The sequence below is a fragment of the Flavobacterium sp. S87F.05.LMB.W.Kidney.N genome (assembly GCF_004366435.1).
Classification (GTDB): domain Bacteria; phylum Bacteroidota; class Bacteroidia; order Flavobacteriales; family Flavobacteriaceae; genus Flavobacterium.
Genome location: NZ_SODX01000002.1, coordinates 661,400 through 683,251, shown reverse-complemented (window position 1 = coordinate 683,251; position 21,852 = coordinate 661,400). Strand labels below are relative to the sequence as shown.

Here is a 21,852-nt window from a genome sequence, read left to right as displayed (position 1 = left end):
TTTTTATTTCAATTAAAATATTATAATTGTGAAATAATAAATTCGCTTCTTCTGTTGGCTTGATGCTGTTCTTCTGAACATTTTACTCCATCAGTACATCCATTTACTAACTGGGTTTCGCCATACCCTTTTCCAGTTAATCTATTGGCATTAATACCATTTTTAATCAGCCATTTTATAGTTGATTCGGCTCTTCTATTAGATAAAGCCTGATTGTATTTATTGCTGGCTCTGCTGTCGGTGTGTGAACGAATATCGAGTTTCATTGTTGGATTATTATTTAAAACATCCAAAATCTTCTCTAGATCTAGCGCTGCTTCCCTTTGAATATCTGATTTGTCCAATTTGAAATAAATCATTTTAATATCAAAACATTTTCCTAAATCATCGCCAACAGTAACCTTGCAAGTGGCTTTATCCAAAGCAATTGGCAGGGTGGTTTTTCCTGTTACTCTATCTATAGTCACCATTACTTCTTTAGTCGTATAATCTGTGTTTTCTGCTCTTACATTATACGTTTTACCGCATTCTACAGGAAAAGAATAATTTCCTGAACCATCAGAAACTATGGTACTCTTAACAATCTGACCTTCATACAATGTTACTTTTGCACCAGAAAGAATACTGCCGGTTGCAGCATCAGTTATTGTACCTTCTAATCCTTGAATACATTGTAGTTTTCGGGTTTCAAGAAATTTATAAATATCATCAGAGCCTTGTCCGCCATCTTTATTCGAGCTGAAATATCCTCTTCTCGAAACTGGATCAATGATATAAGCAAAATCATCTTTGGGAGAATTAATATCAGCACCTACATTTTGAATATTGCTTATACTTCCATCATCTTCAATTTTCCCCACAAAAACATCTAATCCGCCTAGTCCAGGATGACCATCCGACGCAAAATAGATTTCATTTTCGCTTGTAACGTATGGATAAGTTTCCTTGCCTTCTGTATTTATGGTATTTCCCAGATTTTCAGCTGGCCCATATCCTCCGTTAGGATTGATACTTACTTTATAAATATCCGACTGACCAAGTGTTCCCGGCCTGTCTGATGCGAAGTAAAGCGTTTTCTCATCATCGCTTAGAGCTGGATGTGCTGTACTGTAATTGTCGCTGTTAAAAGGAAGTTCTGTTATATTTGTCCATTTATCATTTTCGAGAGTAGCCTTGTATATTTTTACTAAAGTAATTTTATTTTCATCTTTACCTTTTTTACCATTTATAAAATTATTTCTTGTGAAATAAACCGTTTTTCCATCTTTGGTAAAAGCTGGGGAAGATTCATGAAATTTGGTATTTAAAGAGGTTTTAAACTTATTAACTTTAGAACTTGCATTGGTTGCTGGGTCAATATCTGCAAAATATAAATTAGTGAAATATTCTCCTGTCCATTGATGCTTACGCTGCGAGAAATTACCTGTATCTCTTGCAGATGCAAAGTATATTTTATTATTATACACAAACGATCCATAATCAGAATATTTGGTATTTATTCCTGCATCTTCAATTTTATAACGCCCTGAATTGTTTTTGATTTGGTTAAGATAATTACTGTCTTCTTTGTATAATTTTCCTCTGCTGTCATTATTAAACTTAGCGCTGAATTCTGCCAGCATTTTATTTGCTTTTTCGATCTGACCTATTGATTTAAGTGATTGTGCATATCTGTAATAGTACTCAGCTTCAGGAGAAGGGTTCATAGCAAAAAGTTCACCATACCATTTAGCAGCGCCTTCAAAATCAGAATTGAAGTAGTAGGAATTCCCCAGCTTTTTAAACATATCTTCAGATTTGTATCCTTTATCTGCTACGCGCTCATAAGTCTTAATAGCATCGATATAGGCATAACTATTATAGTTTTTATCTCCCAAGGCTACTTTTTTCTCTTGAGCATAACCTTGAAAAAAAACACTTATTATTGTACAAATGAGTATAACTTTTTTCATAATAAATATTTTTAGAAGAATCGAGGGGTTGTCATTCTATTATTGTTTTTGAAGAATTCATAACGCAGGAATATTTCATGTGAGCCTGAGTTATAGTTGTTCAGACGAGTAGTTTCACGATCATAGCCATAACCAATATACAAACCGTCGGTTATTTGAAAACCTGCCATAGCACTAAGCGCAGCACTCCATCTGTACGCCACACCTACCACAAATTTATCAATGAACATAAAATTAGCCGAAATATCTACTTGCAATGGAGCACCTTGCACCATTTTACCCAATACTGCTGGCTTAAATTTAATGTCCTGATATTTGTCTAGATTAAAGACATAACCTCCCATTAAATAATAATTAATTTTATCCTTATAGATGGCAACATCATTATCGTCATAACGATTGGTTTCTATGAAATTAGGAACAGATAATCCGATATAGGCTTTGTCAGAATGCCAATAGATTCCTGCTCCAACGTTTGGCGAAAATTTATTGTCTAAGTCCTGAAACTGCGGATCGCCTTGATCTTCTGGATTCAATTTATTAATATCGAGATTAAACAAATTAGCTGTTCCTTTTATTCCAAAAGAGAGTTTGAAATCTGCCGAAGTTTGAACAGTATAAGACAAGTCTACCGAAAAGTTGTTCTCATTAGTAGGTCCAATTTTATCGTTTACTACTGATAAGCCTACCCCTAATTTGCTATTGTTAATTGGGGTATTAATAGAGAAACTGCTTGTTTCCGGAGCACCATCAAGACCCACCCATTGGGTACGATATAATCCAAAAATACTCAAAGCTCCCCGCGATCCGGCATAAGCAGGATTGATATTGATTGTGTTGTACATATACTGCGTGTACTGCGCATCTTGCTGAGCGTAATTTGCAATTGCTGTAAACATCAAAATGAAAGAAAATAATGTTGTTTTCATAATAGAATATTTATTATTACTATTTTTTTCTATTACCTGGAAGTAAGTCTTAAATAATTTAAGTGGAAAAATTGCCGTACCGAATACTAGCAAAGTATACAAAGTGATTTGCAATGCGATTGGCATAATAGCCTGAAAATAAAAGTAAAGAGAGTAATTTATTCTTCATAAGTTCAATTATTAGGATTATCAAACAATTTATTTATAATAGAAATAAAAACTAAAGACAGAAATCTGAGGCAGATAAGTAAAACACTTTAGACAAACCGCTATAAGTTTAAAAAGAGTGAATTAGAGGTTACAATAAATGATAAAAGAAATTACATGCTTTTAAGAAGACATGTACAAAGAGACGGCATGAAAAAAATTATAGGTCTCTATAAAACTTATTAGATTTGAATGGCTTGAATAAATTAAATAAGGATTTTTTGAACTAATTAATTGAAATAATACTTATAAGACAATCCTATTTAATTAAAGTTTTGTAAAAGTAATAAAATTTTAAAACACTAGCAATCAAAATTTTAATTTTTCATTATTAATAAAAAACTTATATAAATGACCATTATAGTATCCAATAAAAATTTCCAAAAAAAGCCCTAGTATTTATTAGGACTTTCATTGTATATTATAATTAGAAATAAATTAAAAATCTACTTTACTACAGTTGCCTCAAGTTCGACTTTTAAAGTTTCAAAAAGAGTTTTTACTTCCAGAACTGTACTCGATTGTTTTATTTCGTTCTTCTGAATCCAATTTTGTAAAACATCGAAATTTTCAAATAACGTAGTACTTTCTGTTGTATAGATATTAAGTCTAACAATATTTGTTAATTCGTAATCAGCTTCTTTAATTACTTTTTCTAAATTTTCGATTGCTTGTATCAATTGAGTACGTATATCAGCATCACTAGAAACGCCATTATCATCAATAGCCGTTTGACCAGAAACATACAAAGTTCCTTTTACGTTACTCACTTCTACAGCTTGAACATAGCTTCTGGCGCCCTGCCATTTCCAAGGATTTATTGTTCGTTTTTCCATCTTTTATATTTTTAAATTAATTAGATGCAAAAATCAGAAAGGCTTTGTTTTCCAGGGCGTGATAAACATCACAATTTTGAATTATTAAAATAAACGGCTCAGCGTCTCGCGCGAAACCCCAATATAAGAGGCTAAAGAGCTTTTAGGAACACGTTGCAGCAAAGCTGGATTTTTGAGCAATAACTGTTCGTATCTTTCGCGTGCATTTGAAGTTAGAAATGACAATATTCTTGTTTGTGATCCAATATGACCAGCAATAGATTTTCGGAGAAAAAAACGTTCCATCTTCTGTATTTCCGAACAAAGTTTTTCGAAGTTTTCCAAAGATAAGCTATACACAATTGTGTCTTCAATACATTCTAAGGATAGTGTTGCTTTACTTTTGGTATAAAAAGCCTGAAAGTCGGTTTCCCACCAGTCTTCCATTGCAAAAGAAACGATATGTTTCTTGGCATCTTTGTCTTCATAAACTAATTTGACTAATCCAGAAACTACAAAATTTACATCGGAAACTTCATTTCCTTCTTCTATAATAAATTGGCCTTTTTGAAAAGTTTTTAACTCAAAATGAGATATAATAAAAGCAGCTTCATCATCCGCTAATGGAACTACTTTCTCAATATGCGCTTTTAAAAATTGCTCTGGATTATTCATTAGAAGTTACTTTTTGTGTAAATATAAATGAAAGCTTTTTAAAACAAAAAAATCCAAATCCCAATTAAATTGGAATTTGGATTTTAAAAATTTGAATTTTATATCGTTTAGTCTAAAACAAAACTCACACTTACATTTGCAGTAATTTCGATTTCGCCAATTGCCAAAGTTTCGTTTGAAGCTCCAGCTGCATCCATCTCCATTGATTTCATTGCTGCATACATTGGTCTCGGAGTGTAAATCTGAGAGTTATCTGAAATTGTAAACGCCTTACCTACTTTTTGTCCTAAAACAGAAACATATTCTTCTGCTTTTACTTTAGCATCTTTCATCGCTAATTTTCTAGCTTCAGATTGGTATTGTGCTAATTTAGATGACTCAAAAGAAACTCTGTCAATACGATTGATTCCCTGCTGTACCAAACCTTCCATTAATTCGTCATATTTAGACAAATCTTTTACAATAATCTCTACAGTCTGAGTTGCGTTATAAGAAGTTTTCTTTTTCTCATAATCGTACTGCGGATTAAGAGCAACTTGTTTTGTTTTGAAATCTGCCGTTGGGATATTCATTTTTTTGATGAATTTTAAAACAGCATCCATCTTTTCGTCGTTTTGTTTTTTAACGTCTTTAGCATTATTCCCTTTTGTTTCAACCGAAGCTGAAATACAAACCTGATCAGGCGCTACTTTTACTTTTCCTTCTCCATTCACGTTGATTAGAGGTATTTGTTTGATTTCTTGGCCGTAAGACATAGTCATAAACATGATTGTTAAAAATAATACTAGTTTTTTCATTTTTGTTAAATTTTAATATTTAGTAAAAGCTTTTCAAAAGTTATGCCAGCATTATAATTTTCCCAATTTTGCCATTGCAAAAAGTATCAAAATCGGAATGGCAAGCAGGATTACCATTAGGGTTTGATCTGTAAATAAAGAAGGCTGTTTGATCAAAGTAATCAAATAGCCGCCTATAGCACCTCCAAAGTGTGCCGTGTGACCTATGTTATCATTTTTGGCGCGCATTCCGTAAATAGAATACAATAAATATAAGATTCCAAAAATATAAGCCGGCATTGGAATTATAAAAAATATTCCCAGCATCATGTCAGGCTGCAGCAATATAGCAGAATACAAAACTCCCGTTACAGCTCCCGAAGCACCAACAGCGCGATAACTGTAATCATTTTTATGGAATAACATGGTAAGAAGATTTCCGAAAATTAAACTTCCGAAATAAATAAGAATAAAAGAGAAGGTACTAAGCCAGCCTATAACAACTGGTGCAAAAAAGTAAAGTGTCAGCATATTAAATATTAAATGCATCATATCTACATGCAGAAATCCAGAAGACAGCATTCTAATTTGTTCGCCCGAACGAATACTTCCTACATGAAATTCGTATTTTCTAAAAAAAGAAAGATCATTAAAACCTTTGTAACTAATAACAGCGTTGGCAACGATAATCCCTGCTAAAATGATATTCATAAATTATAATTATTGTGAATTGTAAAGATAATCATTCTAAAACATAAGTGCGTAAGAAAGCAAAATATCAATCATTAATCATTTTTGATTTATCTTTGTAAAAAAAAATTACATGCAGTTTCTCGTTTATATTCTAGCCTATCCTTTGCTTTGGCTAATCTCTATACTTCCTTTTCGATTATTTTACTTATTCTCAGATTTTGTATATTTTCTAGTGTACAGAGTTATAGGATATCGTAAAAAAGTTGTTCGTGAGAACCTAGCGCTTACTTTACCACATTTAAGTGACGCTGAAAGAAAAGATATCGAGAAAAAATTCTACAAACATATGTGCGATATGTTTTTAGAAATGATTAAAACCATGAGTATTTCTCCAGAAGAAATGGAAAAGAGATTTCATGTAACCAATATTGATCTCGTTTTAGATTATGCTAAAAAAGGAAAAAGCGTAATTCTTGTTGCTTCACATTATGCAAGTTACGAATGGCTTTTAACCATTAATCCAAAACTTGGATTTCAAGGAATTGCTGTTTATAAAAAATTGGCCAATCCGTATTTTGATAAATTAGTTCGAAAAATTCGTTCTAAATACAATACCGAAATGATTGAAACCAGAAAAGCAATTCCGACAATGGCACAAAACCAGCGCAATGGAGTTTTAAGCATGTATGGTTTGGCAAGTGATCAATCGCCTAAATTGGATAGAATTTTTCACTCGATGAAATTTTTAGGTATAGAAGTTCCAGTTCATACAGGCGCTGAAATGCTGGCTAAAAAATATGATCTTGCGGTTATAATGGTTAAAGTAAAAAAAGTGAGAAGAGGATATTATGAAGCAACTTTTCTTTCTCTTGCTGATAATCCGAAAGATTTTGAAGATTTTGAAATTACAGAAATGTATTTAAAGGAAGTCGAAAAGCAAATTCTTGAAACACCAGAATTTTATTTATGGACACATAAAAGATGGAAACATCGAGTTAAATAAAAATTTAAAAATCCGAAATGCAGCATTTGCTTTTCGGATTTTTCCTTTAATACTACCTTCGAATTTCATAAAACGCATTCTATAAGTATTTTGATGTGTTTTTGTAATGATTTTTTTAGATTGATTAAAAAGGGAAACGATATAAATTTGATCTTCTCTAATTATCAAAAAAACAAAAAAATCATTAACCATGATCAAAAAATTACTATTTACAGTTTTATTACTGTTTCTAAATCTCAGCATTTCTGCTCAAAGTCCCAAACGAGGAATTGCCTACGGATATCATTCAGAAGCAGATATGCTGGCCTTAAAACCTGGCCTTTCTTGGTGGTACAATTGGTCGCCAGAACCTGATGCGGCTTTAAACGCAAATTACGAATCACTTGGAGTTGAGTTTGTCCCAATGGCATGGGGAAAAGTCAGCGATGCAGAAGTTCAGACTTTCATCAATAAAATAAAACCAGGAGCGAAATATCTTCTCGCTTTTAACGAACCAAATTTCACCGACGGCGCAAGATTAACACCGCAGGAAGCTGTTAATGCGTGGCCAAATATTGAAAAAATTGCTGCTGCAAAAAACCTGGAAATTGTAAGCGCATCTCCAGCTTATAACGGTCCAAACAATTATGGAGGTTACCAAGATCCTGTAGTTTGGCACAATCAGTTTTTTCAATTATGTCCAAACTGCAAAGTCGATTATATTGCATTTCACACGTATGATGACACTGCAGGTTCTGTAATTGGTGTTACCGGACTTTTAAAGAAATTCAATCGTCCGCTTTGGATTACTGAATTTGCCAATAGAGTTATTCAAAGTGCTGCTGATAAAACAGCTTTTATGAAAACTATTTTAACCAATTTTGAAAATGATCCTGATATTTTCCGTTACTCATGGTATACTGGAAGAGTAAATCCTACTTGGACAGATATGTTAGAAGGACAATTATTAAGTTCCACAAGCGGTGTTCTACGACCAATTGGAATTGAATATATCAATGTCCCTTATACAACAAAAAAAATAACTGTTCCCGGCCGTGTTGTAGCAAACAAACACTATAGAAGAAAAGGAACCGGCTTACAGGCAACGTTAGACTCTAACACGGGGCAAAATGTTTGTTTTATCAATGATGGAGACTGGAATGAATTTATGCTAAATGTTCCTGATGCTGGAACATATAATTTGACTTTTAGAGTTGCTTCACCCGTTAATACTGGAAAATTTGATATACTTGTAAATGATGTAATTGTTAAAACAGACGAAACCTTTCCGCCAACTGGCGACTGGCAGACTTATGGAGACAAAGTTGTAAACGGAGTTGCATTACCAAAAGGTGAAGTTTACTTGAAAATAAAATTCAAATCAAACGATATCAATTTTAATTATATTGATGTTGTTGCCGCTAATCTTGGTGTTGGAGAATCTGAACTGGAAAAAAACAGTTTTACAGTTTATCCAAATCCAATAAAAAATCATTCTATTCTTCATATCAAATCGGTAGAAACTGAGTCAGTAAAATTAAAAATTGTGGATATGAATGGAAATACCGTTTTTTCTTCAGATGCTTATTTTACCAATCAAGAAGTAAAAATTGGTGACAAATTACCAAAAGGGGTTTATATTGTAAATGCTGTTTATGGTAAAATTGAAAAATCAATTAAGATTATTAAAAACTAAGATATTAATTCTTCAATTTTTAGAAATTAAAATCGTCTATAAATATTTGTTCCGTAGGAACATTTCATCGGTAGAAAAAATTATAATAGTACCAGATTTCACGTTCCGTAGAAACGTCTGAATTTTTGACCTCCTTTTTAACAATCTAATATCAAACGTTCCTACGGAACGTCTACATGTATGTGCTATTTTTTTTCTACCGACGAAACATTCCTACGGAATGATGACCGTAAATAAAACTAAAAAAATTGAGTAAAAATGCTGTAAATATTGTTCCGTAGGAACATTTCGTCGGTAGAAAAAATAATAGTATCAGATTTTACGTTCCGTAGGAACGTTTGATTTTTGACCGCATTTTTAACATCTAATCTCAAACGTTCCTACGGAACGTCTACATGCATGTGCTATTTTTTTTTCTACCTACGAAACATTCCTACGGAATGATAACTGTAAATATAAAAACTAAAAAGTTGAGTGAACATTGTAAAAATATTTGTTCCGTAGGAACATTTCATCGGTAGAAAAAAAATATAACGTCACCAGATTTCACGTTCCGTAGGAACGTTTGATTTTTGACAGCATATTTAACAATACTAATCTCAAACGTTCCTATGGAACGTATACATGCATGTGCTATTTTTTTTTTCTACCGACGAAACATTCCTACGGAATGATAACCGTAAATATAAAAAGTAAAAAGTTGAGTGAACATTGTAAAAATATTTGTTCCGTAGGAACATTTCATCGGTAGAAAAAAAATATAACGTCACCAAATTTCACTTTCCGTAGGAACGTTTGATTTTTGACCGCATTTTTAACAATCTAATCTCAAACGTTCCTATGGAACGTATACATGCATGTGCTATTTTTTTTCTACCGACGAGATGTTCCTACGGAATGATGACCGTAAATAAAACTAAAAAAATTGAGTAAAATACTGTAAATATTGTTCCGTAGGAACATCTCGTCGGTAGAAAAATTATAATAGCAACAGATTTCACGTTCCGTAGGAACGTTTGATTTAAAAAAAAGGGCTGTCTTTACTTAAGACAACCCTTTGAATATATAAAAAAACTAAAATCTTAGATTCCAGCTATTACTTTAATCTCATCAATAATACGAAGAGCCAATTTATCTGCAGCATCTTGAGAAGGTGCTTCTGTATAAATACGGATAATTGGTTCTGTATTCGATTTTCTTAAATGAACCCATTCTGTTGCAAAATCAATTTTCACACCATCAATTGTCGAAATATCTTCATTTTTATATTTCTGTGTCATTTGAGTTAAAATTGCATCAACATCAATCTGAGGTGTTAATTCAATTTTATTTTTGCTCATATAATATTCTGGATAAGAAGCTCTCAATGCAGAAACCGACATTTTTTTATTAGCCAAATGCGTTAAGAACAAAGCAACTCCAACCAAGCTGTCACGTCCGTAATGTAATTCAGGATAAATAATTCCGCCGTTACCTTCACCGCCAATTACAGCATTGTTTTTCTTCATCAATTCAACAACATTCACCTCTCCTACTGCACTTGCTTCGTAACTTCCGTTATGATTTGCAGTTACATCACGCAATGCGCGAGAAGACGACATGTTTGAAACTGTGTTTCCTGGCGTTTTACTCAAAACATAATCTGCACAGGCAACCAAAGTATATTCTTCCCCAAACATTTCACCATCTTCGCTGATAAAAGCCAAACGGTCAACATCTGGATCGACAACAATTCCTAAATTTGCATTTTCTTTTACAACCAATTCAGAAATATCAGTTAAATGCTCTTTTAAAGGCTCTGGATTGTGAGGGAAATGTCCATTTGGTTCACAGTATAATTCTACCACTTCAACTCCCATTTGCTTAAGAAGTTTTGGAATAATAATTCCTCCAGAAGAATTTACACCATCTACAACCACTTTAAATTTAGCTTCTTTTACCGCTTCGATATCTACCAATGGTAAGTTTAAAACTTCATCAATATGAATATCCATGTAAGCATCGTTTGGTATAATTTCACCTAAACTATCAACATCCGAAAAATCAAAAGCTTCAGCTTCAGCAATTTCAAGGATTTTTGCACCATCTGCACCGCTTAAAAATTCTCCTTTTGCATTTAATAATTTTAAAGCATTCCATTGTTTTGGATTATGCGACGCCGTTAAAATAATTCCGCCATCGGCTTTTTCCAAAGGTACGGCAACTTCAACCGTTGGAGTTGTCGAAAGTCCAAGATCGATTACATTGATCCCTAAACCAATTAAAGTATTTACTACTAAGTTGTGAATCATTGGCCCAGAAATTCTGGCATCGCGACCAATTACAACTGTCAATTTATCTTTAGAAATATTATTTTTTAAGAAAGTTCCGTATGCCGACGCAAATTTTACCGCATCAACAGGAGTTAAATTATCTCCTACTTTTCCTCCGATCGTCCCACGGATTCCAGAAATAGATTTTATTAGAGTCATTTTTGTGAGTTAGGGTTATTTTATTACAAATATAGAAAAGTTACTGAGTTACTCCCGCAGTAAATTTCTAAGAATTTGAAATTGCAGTACGGTTTTGCTTTGAAAGAACACAATTTTATAACAAAATGATTTAAAAAAGTTTTTATACATTTACTAAAATAACTTAGAAACTTAGCCTCTAAGAATCTTAGCAACTCAAAAAAATGAATTTCTTAGCCCACATATATCTTTCTGGAGAAAATGATTTGATCAAAATTGGAAATTTTATGGCCGATGGAATTCGCGGGAAACAATTTGAGCATTTTCCCGAAGATGTCCAAAAAGGAATTTTACTGCATCGATTCATTGATACTTATACCGATTCTCACGATATTTTCAGAAAAAGTACCAAACGCTTACACGATAGATACCACCATTATTCGGGAGTTATTGTAGATATCGTTTACGATCATTTTCTGGCCAAAAACTGGAGTAATTATTCGGAAGAAAAATTAGAAAGTTTTATTAATCGATTCTATAACTCTTTACATGATAATTATAGTATTCTGACCGAAAAAACACAAGGACTAATGCCTTATATGATCGAAAGAAACTGGCTTTTAAGTTACAGAACTACAGAGGGGATTCACCAGATTCTAACACAGATGGATCGAAGATCCAAAAACATTTCTAAAATGCAGTATGCGATAGAAGAACTTAATGAATTTTACGACGAATTTGAAGAAGAATTTACTTCATTTTTTGAAGAAATAAAAATACAAGCAAAAGCAAAATTGATTTCTCTTTAACTGCTTTTTCTCATTTACAAAATGATTACACACATGAAAAAAATTACGCTTTTAATAGCCCTTATTTATATTAGCAGCAATGCACAGCAGGTAAATACAGCACCAACGGGATTAGTTGTCACAAAAGCAATGGTCGTTTCTGCACGCGAAGAAGCCTCTAAAATTGGTTCCGATATTATGAAAAAAGGCGGCAATGCTTTTGATGCCATGGTAGGAACCGAATTAGCGCTTGCAGTCGCGTTCCCTTTTGCTGGAAATATTGGTGGCGGCGGATTTATGGTGTATAGAAAAGCAAATGGAGAAGTTGGTTCTTTAGATTACCGCGAAAAAGCACCTTTGGCAGCAACAAAAGATATGTTTCTGGACAGCCAAGGAAATGTTATAAAAGGAAAAAGTACCGAAACAGCTCTTGCTATTGGTGTTCCTGGAACTATTGCCGGAGTTTTTGCGGTACATAAAAAGTACGGAACAATGCCAATTTCTAAAATTCTAGAACCTGTAATTGCTCTTGCAGAAAGAGGAGTTGTAGTGACCAAAAAACAAGAAAAAAGCTTAAGAGATTATCACGAAAGCATTATAAAGATAAACGGAGAAACTTCTCTCTTGTCTGGAAATTTTAAAGAGAATGATACTATTAAATATCCAGCTTTAGCTAAGACTTTAAAAAGAATTCAGAAAAAAGGAAGAAATGAATTCTACAAAGGCGAAACGGCTAAAATTCTTGTAGATTATCTTCAAAAAAAAGGCGGTATTATTACCCTTCAGGATTTAGCGAAATATGAAGCCAAATGGAGAAAACCACTTCAATTTACTTATAAAGATTTAAAAATTACTTCGATGTCACCTCCTAGCAGCGGAGGAATCTGTCTGGCACAAATTTTAAAAATGCTGGAGCCATACGATTTAGCAAAAATGGGACATAATACAGCTGAATCTATTCAGGTTATTGTAGAAGCAGAAAGAAGAGCATATGCCGACCGCAGTTTCTTTTTAGGAGATCCAGATTTTGTAAAAATTCCGATTAAAGAATTATTAGATAAAAATTATTTACAGAATAGAATGGCTAGTTTCAATCCAGAAAAAGCCACTTTATCTTCTGAAATAAAAGAAGGAAAAGTAAATTATGCCGAAAGTACAGAAACAACTCATTACTCTATTGTAGACCAATTCGGAAATGCAATTGCTGCTACTACAACTTTAAATGATGGTTACGGTTCAAAATACTATTGTGACGAATTAGGTTTCTTCTTAAACAATGAAATGGACGATTTCAGCGCTAAACCGGGTTCTCCTAATATGTTTGGCTTAGTTGGAAATGAAGCCAACAGCATTGCACCGCAAAAACGCATGTTAAGTTCAATGACACCGACAATCGTAGAGAAAGACGGAAAATTATTTATGGTTGTAGGAACTCCTGGAGGTTCAACCATTATTACGTCTGTTTTACAAACCATTTTAAATGTTTACGAATATAATTTGAGTATGCAGGAAGCTGTAAATGCACCACGTTTCCATCATCAGTGGCTTCCCGATTTAATTACTTTTGAACCTAGTACCTTCGAAACAAAAACAATTGACAAGCTTAAAGCTAAAAATTATCTAATCAACGAAAAACCAACTCCTATAATCGGAAAAGTGGATGCAATTTTAGTTCTTCCAAATAAAAGTCTTGAAGGCGGAGCTGATTTTCGTGGAGATGATACTGCCGTTGGTTTTTAATAGTTCTGCCTTTTTATTTTTTTAATCTAAGATTATAGCCTAATTTTGTAAGAACGATAATTTTTAAAACCTAATGCTAAAAAAATATTTCAGAAGACTCGAAAGCATAATTGCTTTGGCGCAATCGTTAATGACTCCAAAGCAGTTTATTTTTTTATCAAGTGTTTTAATTGGGATTTCATGCTCTTTAGCAGTAATCGTTTTAAAAACTTTTGCTCACAGCGTATTTTCTTTTGCCACTTACATCAACGGAATTTTAAAACTAAGTTTCATTAATAGTATTCTGCCAATTGTTGGTATTTTACTGACGGTTTTTGTGGTAAAAAAAGTACTTAACGGCTCTATACAAAAAGGGACTTCACAGATACTTTATGCTGTTGCAAAAAAAGCCAGCATTATTCCGAGAAAACAGATGTATGCTCAGATTGTTACCAGTTCCTTAACCGTCGGTTTGGGAGGTTCTGCAGGTTTAGAAAGTCCGATTGTGATTACTGGAGCTGCATTTGGTTCAAATTTCGCTCAAAATTACAAACTGCCGTACAAAGACAGAACATTATTAATTGGCTGTGGCGTTGCGGCTGGAATTTCAGCTGCTTTTAATGCTCCAATTGCTGGAGTTCTTTTTGCTATTGAAGTTTTACTGGTAGATGTTAGTATTTCTGCCTTTACACCCATTATGATTTCTGCTGCAACAGGTGCATTAGTTTCCGCAATTGTTTTAGACGAAACGATTCTTTTGAGTTTTAAAAAGCAAGAAACGTTCGATTTTCATAATATTCCTTTTTACGTTGTTTTAGGTGTTCTTACGGGATTAGTTGCTATTTATTATTCTCGAAATTTTCAGAGAGTTGAGCATTATTTTTCCAAGCAGCAGATTAATCCATACAAAAAAGCGTTAATTGGTTCATCGCTTTTAGCTTTATTAATTTTTATTTTTCCAACGTTGTTTGGTGAAGGATATGAAAGTATCAAAACTTTGTCTGAAACAGATCCTGGAAAACTATTAGACAATACTTTGTTTGCAGATTTTAGAAACAACCAATGGGTTTTACTTCTTTTTGTGGGAGCCACAATGATGGTTAAAGTTTTTGCTTCAGGATTAACTATTGGAAGTGGTGGAAATGGAGGAAACTTTGCTCCTTCTCTATTTTTAGGTTCTTATTTAGGCTATTTCTTTTCTAAATTTATAACACTTATTGGTTTATCAAAACTTCCTATTACCAATTTCACGATGGTCGGAATGGCTGGAATTTTGAGTGGTTTATTTCATGCTCCTTTGACCGCTATTTTCTTGATTGCAGAAATAACAGGAGGTTACGGATTAATGATTCCGCTTATGATAGTATCTTCCATCAGTTTTGCGATTTCTAAACGTTACGAAAAATATTCGCTTGACGTAAAAGGATTAGCGAAAAAAGGTCACGCCTTTACCAGTAATAAAGACTCTAATATTCTTTCAACTTTAGATATCGACACCATCATTCAATGTGATTATTTAACCGTTCATCCCGATGAAAATTTAAGTAAATTGGTCGATCTTATTTCACATTCTAACCAAGTTGTTTTCGCAGTTGTTAACAATGATAAAGATTTAGTCGGCGTTGTACATTTTAATGATATTAGAGAAATTATTTTCAATGCTTACCGCGTAAAATATACCCAGATTAAAGATGTAATGAAAACGCCAGCTGCTACAATTTCTTCATTTGACAGTATGGAAATCGTGATGAGTAAATTTGAAAAATCGAAATCGGCATTTCTTCCTGTTTTAAGAAACGGCAAATATCACGGCTTCATTTCCAAATCAATAGCACTTGAAGCTTATAGAACAAAACTTCGTTCTATGACGATTGAATAATTTTTATGGTAAAATATTAATAGACATATTCATACAGAATATACTATATTTGGTTATGATTTAATATTAAAAAAACTAACCAAAAACCATTAAGAATGAAAAACATTTTTATTATTCTTCTTTTACTTGCTGGATTGGAAAATGCTCAATCGCAGGAAACATCAAAAATTGACACAAAAAAATTGCTGGCTGAAATAGCTGATGAAGCTTGTAAATGTATTGATTCTATTTCAACAATAGATAGAGCAAGAGATTCTGTAACTGCAGATATACATTCTTGTATAAGCGTAAGAGTTGGCGCATACCAATTGGGAGAAAAATTTGCAAATCTTGATTTATCAAAGGCAGCAACAGATTCAAGCGGCAACAAGGAGATAAATATGGAAATGAATTTTGATCAAAACTCCGCAGAGTTCAAGGATATTTATTATAAAATCGAACGTTATTTAATGGCAAATTGTGTTCCTCTAAAAGATAAAATAGCAGCTAATGACAAAGAGAATACGAACTCTGTTTCTAAAAACAAAGAAGCTTTAGACAATTATCAGCTCGCAATTGAAGAAACAAAAAAAGAAAACTACAAAGGAGCAATTGAATATTATAAAAAAGCTGTAAAAATTGATCCTAATTTTGCTTTTGCATATGATAATATGGGAATTTGCTATCGCAGGTTAGAGCAGTACGACCAAGCGATTGATGCTTACGAAAAATCACTAAAAATAGATCCGAACGGTTTAATGCCGCTTCAAAATATTGCTGTTGTTTACTCTTATAAAAAAGATTATAAAAAGGCCGTAAAGACATACGAAAAACTAGCACAAATAGAACCTAACAATCCAGAAGTTTTTTATGGAATTGGACAAATGTATGCCTTGCATTTAAACGATTCAGAAAAAGGTTTAGATAACATGTGTAAAGCATATAATATTTATATAGACCAAAAATCGCCCTATCGTACTGATGCTGAAAAAATAATTCAAATGATTTATGCTCAAATGAAAAAAGATGGGAAAGAAGATGCTTTTAATAAAATTTTAGCATCAAATAATATTAGTACAAAATAATTTAGATTATTTTTTTAATAGAAAAAAGTAAAAAATGCGCTGATTTTCATCAGCGCATTTTGTTACAATTTTTAACATAAACTTCTATAGTCTAGTGCAAAAAGAACAAATCAAAGTGGTAACTTTGCGTTTTGCTCAAATTTATGTTAGAAAAAGACAATACTATTGAAGTTCTTGGTGCAAGAGTTCATAATCTAAAAAATATCGATATCTCTATTCCGAGAGAAAAACTAGTTGTAATTACTGGTTTATCTGGTTCTGGAAAATCGTCTTTGGCGTTTGACACTATCTATGCTGAAGGTCAGCGTCGTTATGTTGAAACTTTTTCGGCATATGCCAGACAATTCCTCGGCGGGTTGGAACGTCCTGATGTAGATAAAATCGACGGACTTTCGCCTGTAATTGCTATTGAACAAAAAACTACCAGCAAAAGCCCACGCTCGACTGTTGGAACTATCACTGAAATTTACGATTTTCTGCGACTTCTATACGCACGTGGTGCAGACGCTTACAGTTACAACACTGGCGAAAAAATGGTTTCGTATTCTGATGAACAAATTAAAGATTTGATTACTCAGGATTACAAAGGAAAAAGAATTAATATTCTCGCTCCCGTAATTAAAGCCAGAAAAGGACATTATGCCGAATTATTCCAGCAGATTACCAAACAAGGATTTTTAAAAGTCCGCGTAAACGGCGAAGTTCAGGATTTAGTTTCTGGAATGAAACTGGATCGTTACAAAACCCATGACATTGAAATTGTTGTAGATAGAATGCAGATTGAAGACACACCTGACAATCAGAAAAGGTTGGCTGAAAGTATTAATACAGCAATGCATCATGGTGAAAATGTTTTAATGATTTTAGATCAGGACAGTAATGAAGTGCGCTATTTCAGTAGAAATTTAATGTGTCCAACGACTGGAATATCTTATCAAAATCCAGAGCCGAATCTATTCTCTTTCAACTCTCCAAAAGGAGCTTGTCCGCATTGTAATGGATTAGGCACTGTTCATGAAATCAATGTAAAAAAGATTATTCCGAATCCCAAATTATCGATAAAAAGCGGTGGTTTTGCTCCGCTTGGCGAATATAAATCTTCTTGGATTTTCAAGCAGTTAGAAACCATTGGAGAAAAATTCGGATTTAAAATTACGGATCCAATCGAGAAAATTCCAGAAGAAGCCATGACTATGATTTTGTATGGCGGAAAAGATAAATTTGCCGTAAACTCAAAAGATCTTGGCGTAACGAGAGAATATAAAATTGATTTTGAAGGAATTTCTAATTTCATCAAAAATCAATACGATGAAAGTGCCACAACAAGCATAAAACGCTGGGCAAAAGATTTTATGGACGAAATTAACTGTCCCGTTTGTGATGGTTCTCGTTTGAAAAAAGAAGCACAGTTTTTTAGAGTGAATGAAAAAAATATCACCGAATTGTGTGATATGGATATATCTGATTTGACTGCCTGGTTTCAGGATTTGAATAATCATTTATCAGACAAACAGCTTTTGATTGCTTCTGAAGTGGTAAAAGAGATAAAAGATCGTTTGAACTTTTTGATGAATGTTGGTTTGAATTATCTGGCTTTAAGCCGAAGCTCAAAATCGCTTTCTGGTGGTGAAGCACAGCGTATTCGTTTGGCAACACAAATTGGTTCGCAATTGGTTGGAGTTCTCTATATTCTGGATGAACCAAGTATTGGTTTACATCAAAGAGACAACGAAAAACTGATTAAATCTTTGGAGCAGTTACGTGATATCGGAAACTCGGTTATTGTGGTAGAACACGATAAAGACATGATCGAAACAGCTGATTACGTTATTGATATTGGTCCAAAAGCAGGGAAATACGGCGGAGAAATCATCAGTATTGGAACTCCGGCAGAAACTTTAAAATCAAATACCATTACTGCTCAATATTTGAATGGTAAAATGAAATTAGAGATTCCGAAAAAGCGTAGAAAAGGAAATGGGAAATTCTTAAAACTAACCGGCGCAACAGGAAATAACCTGAAAAATGTTTCTATTGAAATACCTTTGGGACAATTAACCTGCGTAACTGGAGTTTCTGGAAGTGGTAAATCGACTTTAATTAACGAGACGCTCTACCCGATTTTAAATGCGTATTATTTTAATGGCGTAAAAAAACCACAGCCTTATAAAAAGATTGAAGGTTTAGAACATATTGACAAAGTAATTGATATAGATCAAAGTCCGATTGGAAGAACACCGCGTTCAAATCCAGCGACTTATACCGAAGTTTTTACAGAAATTAGAAATCTGTTTACCATGACTTCTGAAAGCATGATTCGTGGTTATAAAGCGGGGCGTTTCAGCTTTAACGTAAAAGGCGGACGCTGCGAAACCTGCGAAGGTTCTGGAGTAAGAACAATCGAAATGAACTTTCTGCCAGATGTTTACGTAGAATGCGAAACTTGTCAGGGAAAACGTTTTAACAGAGAAACTTTAGAAATTAGATACAAAGGAAAATCAATTTCTGATGTTTTGGACATGACGGTTGATGAAGCAGTTCCATTTTTTGAAAATATTCCGAAGATACACCGTAAAATTAAAACTATCCAAGATGTTGGTTTAGGTTATATTACTCTTGGTCAGCAAAGTACAACTCTTTCTGGAGGAGAAGCACAGCGTATTAAACTGGCTGGAGAACTATCTAAAAAAGATACTGGAAATACATTTTATATCCTAGACGAACCTACAACCGGATTACACTTTGAAGACATTCGCGTTTTAATGGAAGTAATTAACAAACTAGTTGATAAAGGAAATACAATTCTGGTTATCGAACACAATATGGACGTTATAAAACTTGCGGATTATATTATCGATATTGGCCCAGAAGGAGGAAAAGGCGGCGGACAATTGGTTGCTAAAGGAACTCCTGAAGAAGTAGCAAAGAATAAAAAAAGTTATACGGCTAAGTTTTTGAAAAAAGAATTGGAGTAATATTTTAAGTATATGAAGAAAATCTTTTACATTTTGTTATTTGTAAATCATGCTATATTTAGTCAGCAAATAGAAACTTTTAATTATCCGAAAAATACTTATCGAAGCATTAAAAATAAATTTAGCATTAACCCAACACCGAATTATCAGGCTTATTATGATTATTATTTTGAAATTAATTTAGAAGACTTTTTTTTCAATAAAAACAAACCTATTAAAGATGTTAGTTATTATTACAATAATAATAAAGCTAAAATGTATTTCATAGAGTTTACACGTGATGGTAAAATACAAAAGATTGAGAATTTTTATTACCATAAAAAAATAACTTTCAATTACTCCAACAAAATTATTACAAGACAATCCTACGCTATTGGAACCAATATTGCGGATAAATTATCTTCTACAGATAGTATTTTCTACGATTACAACAATAATATCATAAAAAAATCACTTACCAATTATGATCAAAAACAAAATATTATCGAAAGACATATTGAAGATTATCAATACATAGACAAAAATAAATTAGTAAAAAAATATCAATATGAGATCAGAGAAAATGTACCATTCATTTTTGGGTCTTTATCTCTTTTTGAATATGCGGATAATACCATTACTGAAAAAACATATAATTTTGGAGATAAGAATCATAGCATTCAAGAATTAAAAAAAGATTCAACAATATTCAATTCAAATCCTCAAAAAAAGATTTACTATTTAGATAAAAAGGGTGAATTTTCAAAAATTGATCATTTTTTTTCAAATAAAATAGAAAATTCAATCACTATAAAATATGACGAATTCAACAGAATTAATTCAGTTAATTCGACTAAATTTAAAGTCACTGGTACTTATGGCTTTGAATTTGATGCAAAAAACAACATTGTTGAATTATCTAATGAAGGGGTAATTTTTAATTATAAATATGACGAAAATAATAATGTTATTTCTGAGATAATAAAATCTGATAGTAACTACGATAAAGATTCTAATGGTTTGGAATACGATTATCAATATGACATGAATGATAATTGGATTACAATCACAATTATTAGAAATGGATCTATCCATTCTAAAAGAACTAGAAAGATAAATTATTATTAAAAAAAAATATTTTACTTACTTCACAAGCCACTGGTATTCAACACGCATACACAAAAAAAGTCGAATTCTGTTACTTTTACAATTTAATTAATCCCTCATTTTATAACAATTCTAGAAAAAAGCGTTAATTTAGTATCCGCTTTTTCTGAAAACTTCAAAGTTTTAAAGAGAGATCTTTAAATTAAACCAATTGTTTATTTTGGAACCAACTGCCCTAGCCCTGATGGGAGCGGCATCTCCCGATTTAGAAAAACAAGGCTTTTTAGCCATAGTTTTTGTTTATCTGGAATATAGCGGACAGCAGGAATCAGCTCCTTATTCATAGTCTGAGTTCATGATGACAATGAGGAAAAACATAATAAAATAATAAATTAAAATACCTAAAATGAGATTAGAAGATTTTGATAATGATGAAGATAAAGTAATTCAGGACCGTTTGAAACAAAAAACGTGGAATGAAATTAGAACCAATGACAGCTGGGCGATTTTTAAAATTATGTCTGAGTTTGTAAATGGTTACGAAGCAATGGGACGTATTGGTCCTTGTGTTTCGATTTTTGGATCTGCGAGAACCAAACCAGATGATAAATATTATTTACTAGCTGAAAAAATTGCCTACAAAATTAGTAAAGCAGGTTACGGTGTGATTACAGGAGGTGGTCCCGGAATTATGGAAGCTGGAAATAAAGGCGCACATTTGGGCGGTGGAACTTCGGTTGGATTGAATATCGAACTTCCTTTTGAGCAACATTTTAATCCGTATATCGATCATGATAAAAACTTGAATTTCGATTATTTCTTTGTGAGAAAAGTAATGTTCGTTAAATATTCGCAAGGTTTTGTGGTTATGCCAGGTGGTTTTGGAACTTTGGACGAAATGTTTGAAGCGATCACATTGATTCAGACTAAGAAAATTGGAAAATTCCCAATCATTTTGGTTGGAGTTGAATTTTGGTCTGGCTTAATCGAATGGGTAAAAACGGTATTGGTTGAAAAAATGCATACAGTAAGCCCAGAAGATTTAAACTTATTTAAGATTGTAGATACTGAAGATGAAGTTGTTGACGTATTAGATAAATTCTACAAGAAATACGATTTAAGTCCGAATTTCTAAATTTAAGCTATACAGATAAGTGATATAAGCG

General features: G+C 32.8%; 17 protein-coding genes. 10 read left to right on the top strand and 7 right to left on the bottom strand.

Translation table 11 applies throughout. The features are described from left to right. Positions 1–20: 20 nt before the first annotated feature. The 6 genes from EDB96_RS08770 to EDB96_RS08745 all read right to left on the bottom strand — a co-directional run bounded on the left by EDB96_RS08770 (position 21) and on the right by EDB96_RS08745 (position 6,065). The gene (locus EDB96_RS08770; protein ID WP_134140199.1) at positions 21–1,952 is read right to left on the bottom strand and encodes an OmpA family protein; all 1,932 of its coding nucleotides are present in this window, start codon (positions 1,950–1,952) and stop codon (positions 21–23) included. 11 nt (positions 1,953–1,963) lie between these two features. Further along, the gene (locus tag EDB96_RS08765; RefSeq protein WP_134140198.1) at positions 1,964–2,881 is read right to left on the bottom strand and encodes a type IX secretion system membrane protein PorP/SprF; all 918 of its coding nucleotides are present in this window, start codon (positions 2,879–2,881) and stop codon (positions 1,964–1,966) included. Between the two features lie 653 nt (positions 2,882–3,534). Then, positions 3,535–3,924, bottom strand: a complete 390-nt coding sequence (locus EDB96_RS08760) for a RidA family protein (RefSeq protein ID WP_134140197.1) — start codon at positions 3,922–3,924, stop codon at positions 3,535–3,537. An 84-nt stretch (positions 3,925–4,008) separates the two neighbouring features. Then, the gene (locus EDB96_RS08755) at positions 4,009–4,578 is read right to left on the bottom strand and encodes a Crp/Fnr family transcriptional regulator (protein ID WP_134140195.1); all 570 of its coding nucleotides are present in this window, start codon (positions 4,576–4,578) and stop codon (positions 4,009–4,011) included. Between the two features lie 107 nt (positions 4,579–4,685). After that, positions 4,686–5,375: an SIMPL domain-containing protein gene (locus EDB96_RS08750; protein ID WP_057116414.1), complete on the bottom strand. Its 690-nt coding sequence runs from the start codon at positions 5,373–5,375 to the stop codon at positions 4,686–4,688. 51 nt (positions 5,376–5,426) lie between these two features. Then, a complete protein-coding gene (locus EDB96_RS08745) occupies positions 5,427–6,065 on the bottom strand; it encodes a rhomboid family intramembrane serine protease (RefSeq protein WP_134140193.1) in 639 nt (212 codons plus the stop codon). A 112-nt stretch (positions 6,066–6,177) separates the two neighbouring features. On the opposite strand from EDB96_RS08745, the gene EDB96_RS08740 reads away from it, so the two are divergent. Both EDB96_RS08740 and EDB96_RS08735 read left to right on the top strand, forming a co-directional pair. Next, positions 6,178–7,050 (top strand): lysophospholipid acyltransferase family protein, encoded by an 873-nt coding sequence (locus EDB96_RS08740; protein WP_134140192.1) that lies wholly within the window; start codon positions 6,178–6,180, stop codon positions 7,048–7,050. A 190-nt stretch (positions 7,051–7,240) separates the two neighbouring features. Then, positions 7,241–8,725, top strand: a complete 1,485-nt coding sequence (locus EDB96_RS08735; protein WP_134140190.1) for a cellulase family glycosylhydrolase — start codon at positions 7,241–7,243, stop codon at positions 8,723–8,725. A 1,082-nt stretch (positions 8,726–9,807) separates the two neighbouring features. On the opposite strand, the gene glmM is transcribed toward EDB96_RS08735, so the two are convergent. Next, the gene (gene glmM, locus EDB96_RS08730) at positions 9,808–11,196 is read right to left on the bottom strand and encodes a phosphoglucosamine mutase (RefSeq protein ID WP_134140188.1); all 1,389 of its coding nucleotides are present in this window, start codon (positions 11,194–11,196) and stop codon (positions 9,808–9,810) included. A 203-nt stretch (positions 11,197–11,399) separates the two neighbouring features. Here glmM and EDB96_RS08725 point away from each other — a divergent pair, with 203 nt between their 5' ends. The 8 genes from EDB96_RS08725 to EDB96_RS08695 all read left to right on the top strand — a co-directional run bounded on the left by EDB96_RS08725 (position 11,400) and on the right by EDB96_RS08695 (position 21,821). Next, positions 11,400–11,984: an ACP phosphodiesterase gene (locus tag EDB96_RS08725; protein WP_134140185.1), complete on the top strand. Its 585-nt coding sequence runs from the start codon at positions 11,400–11,402 to the stop codon at positions 11,982–11,984. 33 nt (positions 11,985–12,017) lie between these two features. Beyond that, positions 12,018–13,703, top strand: a complete 1,686-nt coding sequence (ggt, locus tag EDB96_RS08720; protein ID WP_134140183.1) for a gamma-glutamyltransferase — start codon at positions 12,018–12,020, stop codon at positions 13,701–13,703. A gap of 73 nt (positions 13,704–13,776) precedes the next feature. Next, positions 13,777–15,561 carry a chloride channel protein gene (locus EDB96_RS08715; RefSeq protein ID WP_057116421.1) on the top strand — a complete coding sequence of 595 codons (1,785 nt, stop codon included), beginning with the start codon at positions 13,777–13,779 and terminating at the stop codon, positions 15,559–15,561. A 95-nt stretch (positions 15,562–15,656) separates the two neighbouring features. Then, positions 15,657–16,625, top strand: a complete 969-nt coding sequence (locus EDB96_RS08710) for a tetratricopeptide repeat protein (RefSeq protein ID WP_057116422.1) — start codon at positions 15,657–15,659, stop codon at positions 16,623–16,625. A gap of 143 nt (positions 16,626–16,768) precedes the next feature. Beyond that, complete coding sequence (uvrA, locus tag EDB96_RS08705) at positions 16,769–19,600, top strand: excinuclease ABC subunit UvrA (protein WP_134140181.1); 2,832 nt, start codon at positions 16,769–16,771, stop codon at positions 19,598–19,600. Between the two features lie 12 nt (positions 19,601–19,612). Further along, on the top strand, positions 19,613–20,707 hold the full coding sequence (locus EDB96_RS08700) for a hypothetical protein (RefSeq protein ID WP_057116424.1): 1,095 nt from the start codon (positions 19,613–19,615) through the stop codon (positions 20,705–20,707). Between the two features lie 199 nt (positions 20,708–20,906). Further along, positions 20,907–21,032 (top strand): hypothetical protein, encoded by a 126-nt coding sequence (locus tag EDB96_RS21250; RefSeq protein ID WP_262487368.1) that lies wholly within the window; start codon positions 20,907–20,909, stop codon positions 21,030–21,032. Between the two features lie 60 nt (positions 21,033–21,092). Beyond that, on the top strand, positions 21,093–21,821 hold the full coding sequence (locus EDB96_RS08695; protein ID WP_057116425.1) for a TIGR00730 family Rossman fold protein: 729 nt from the start codon (positions 21,093–21,095) through the stop codon (positions 21,819–21,821). Positions 21,822–21,852 lie beyond the last annotated feature (31 nt).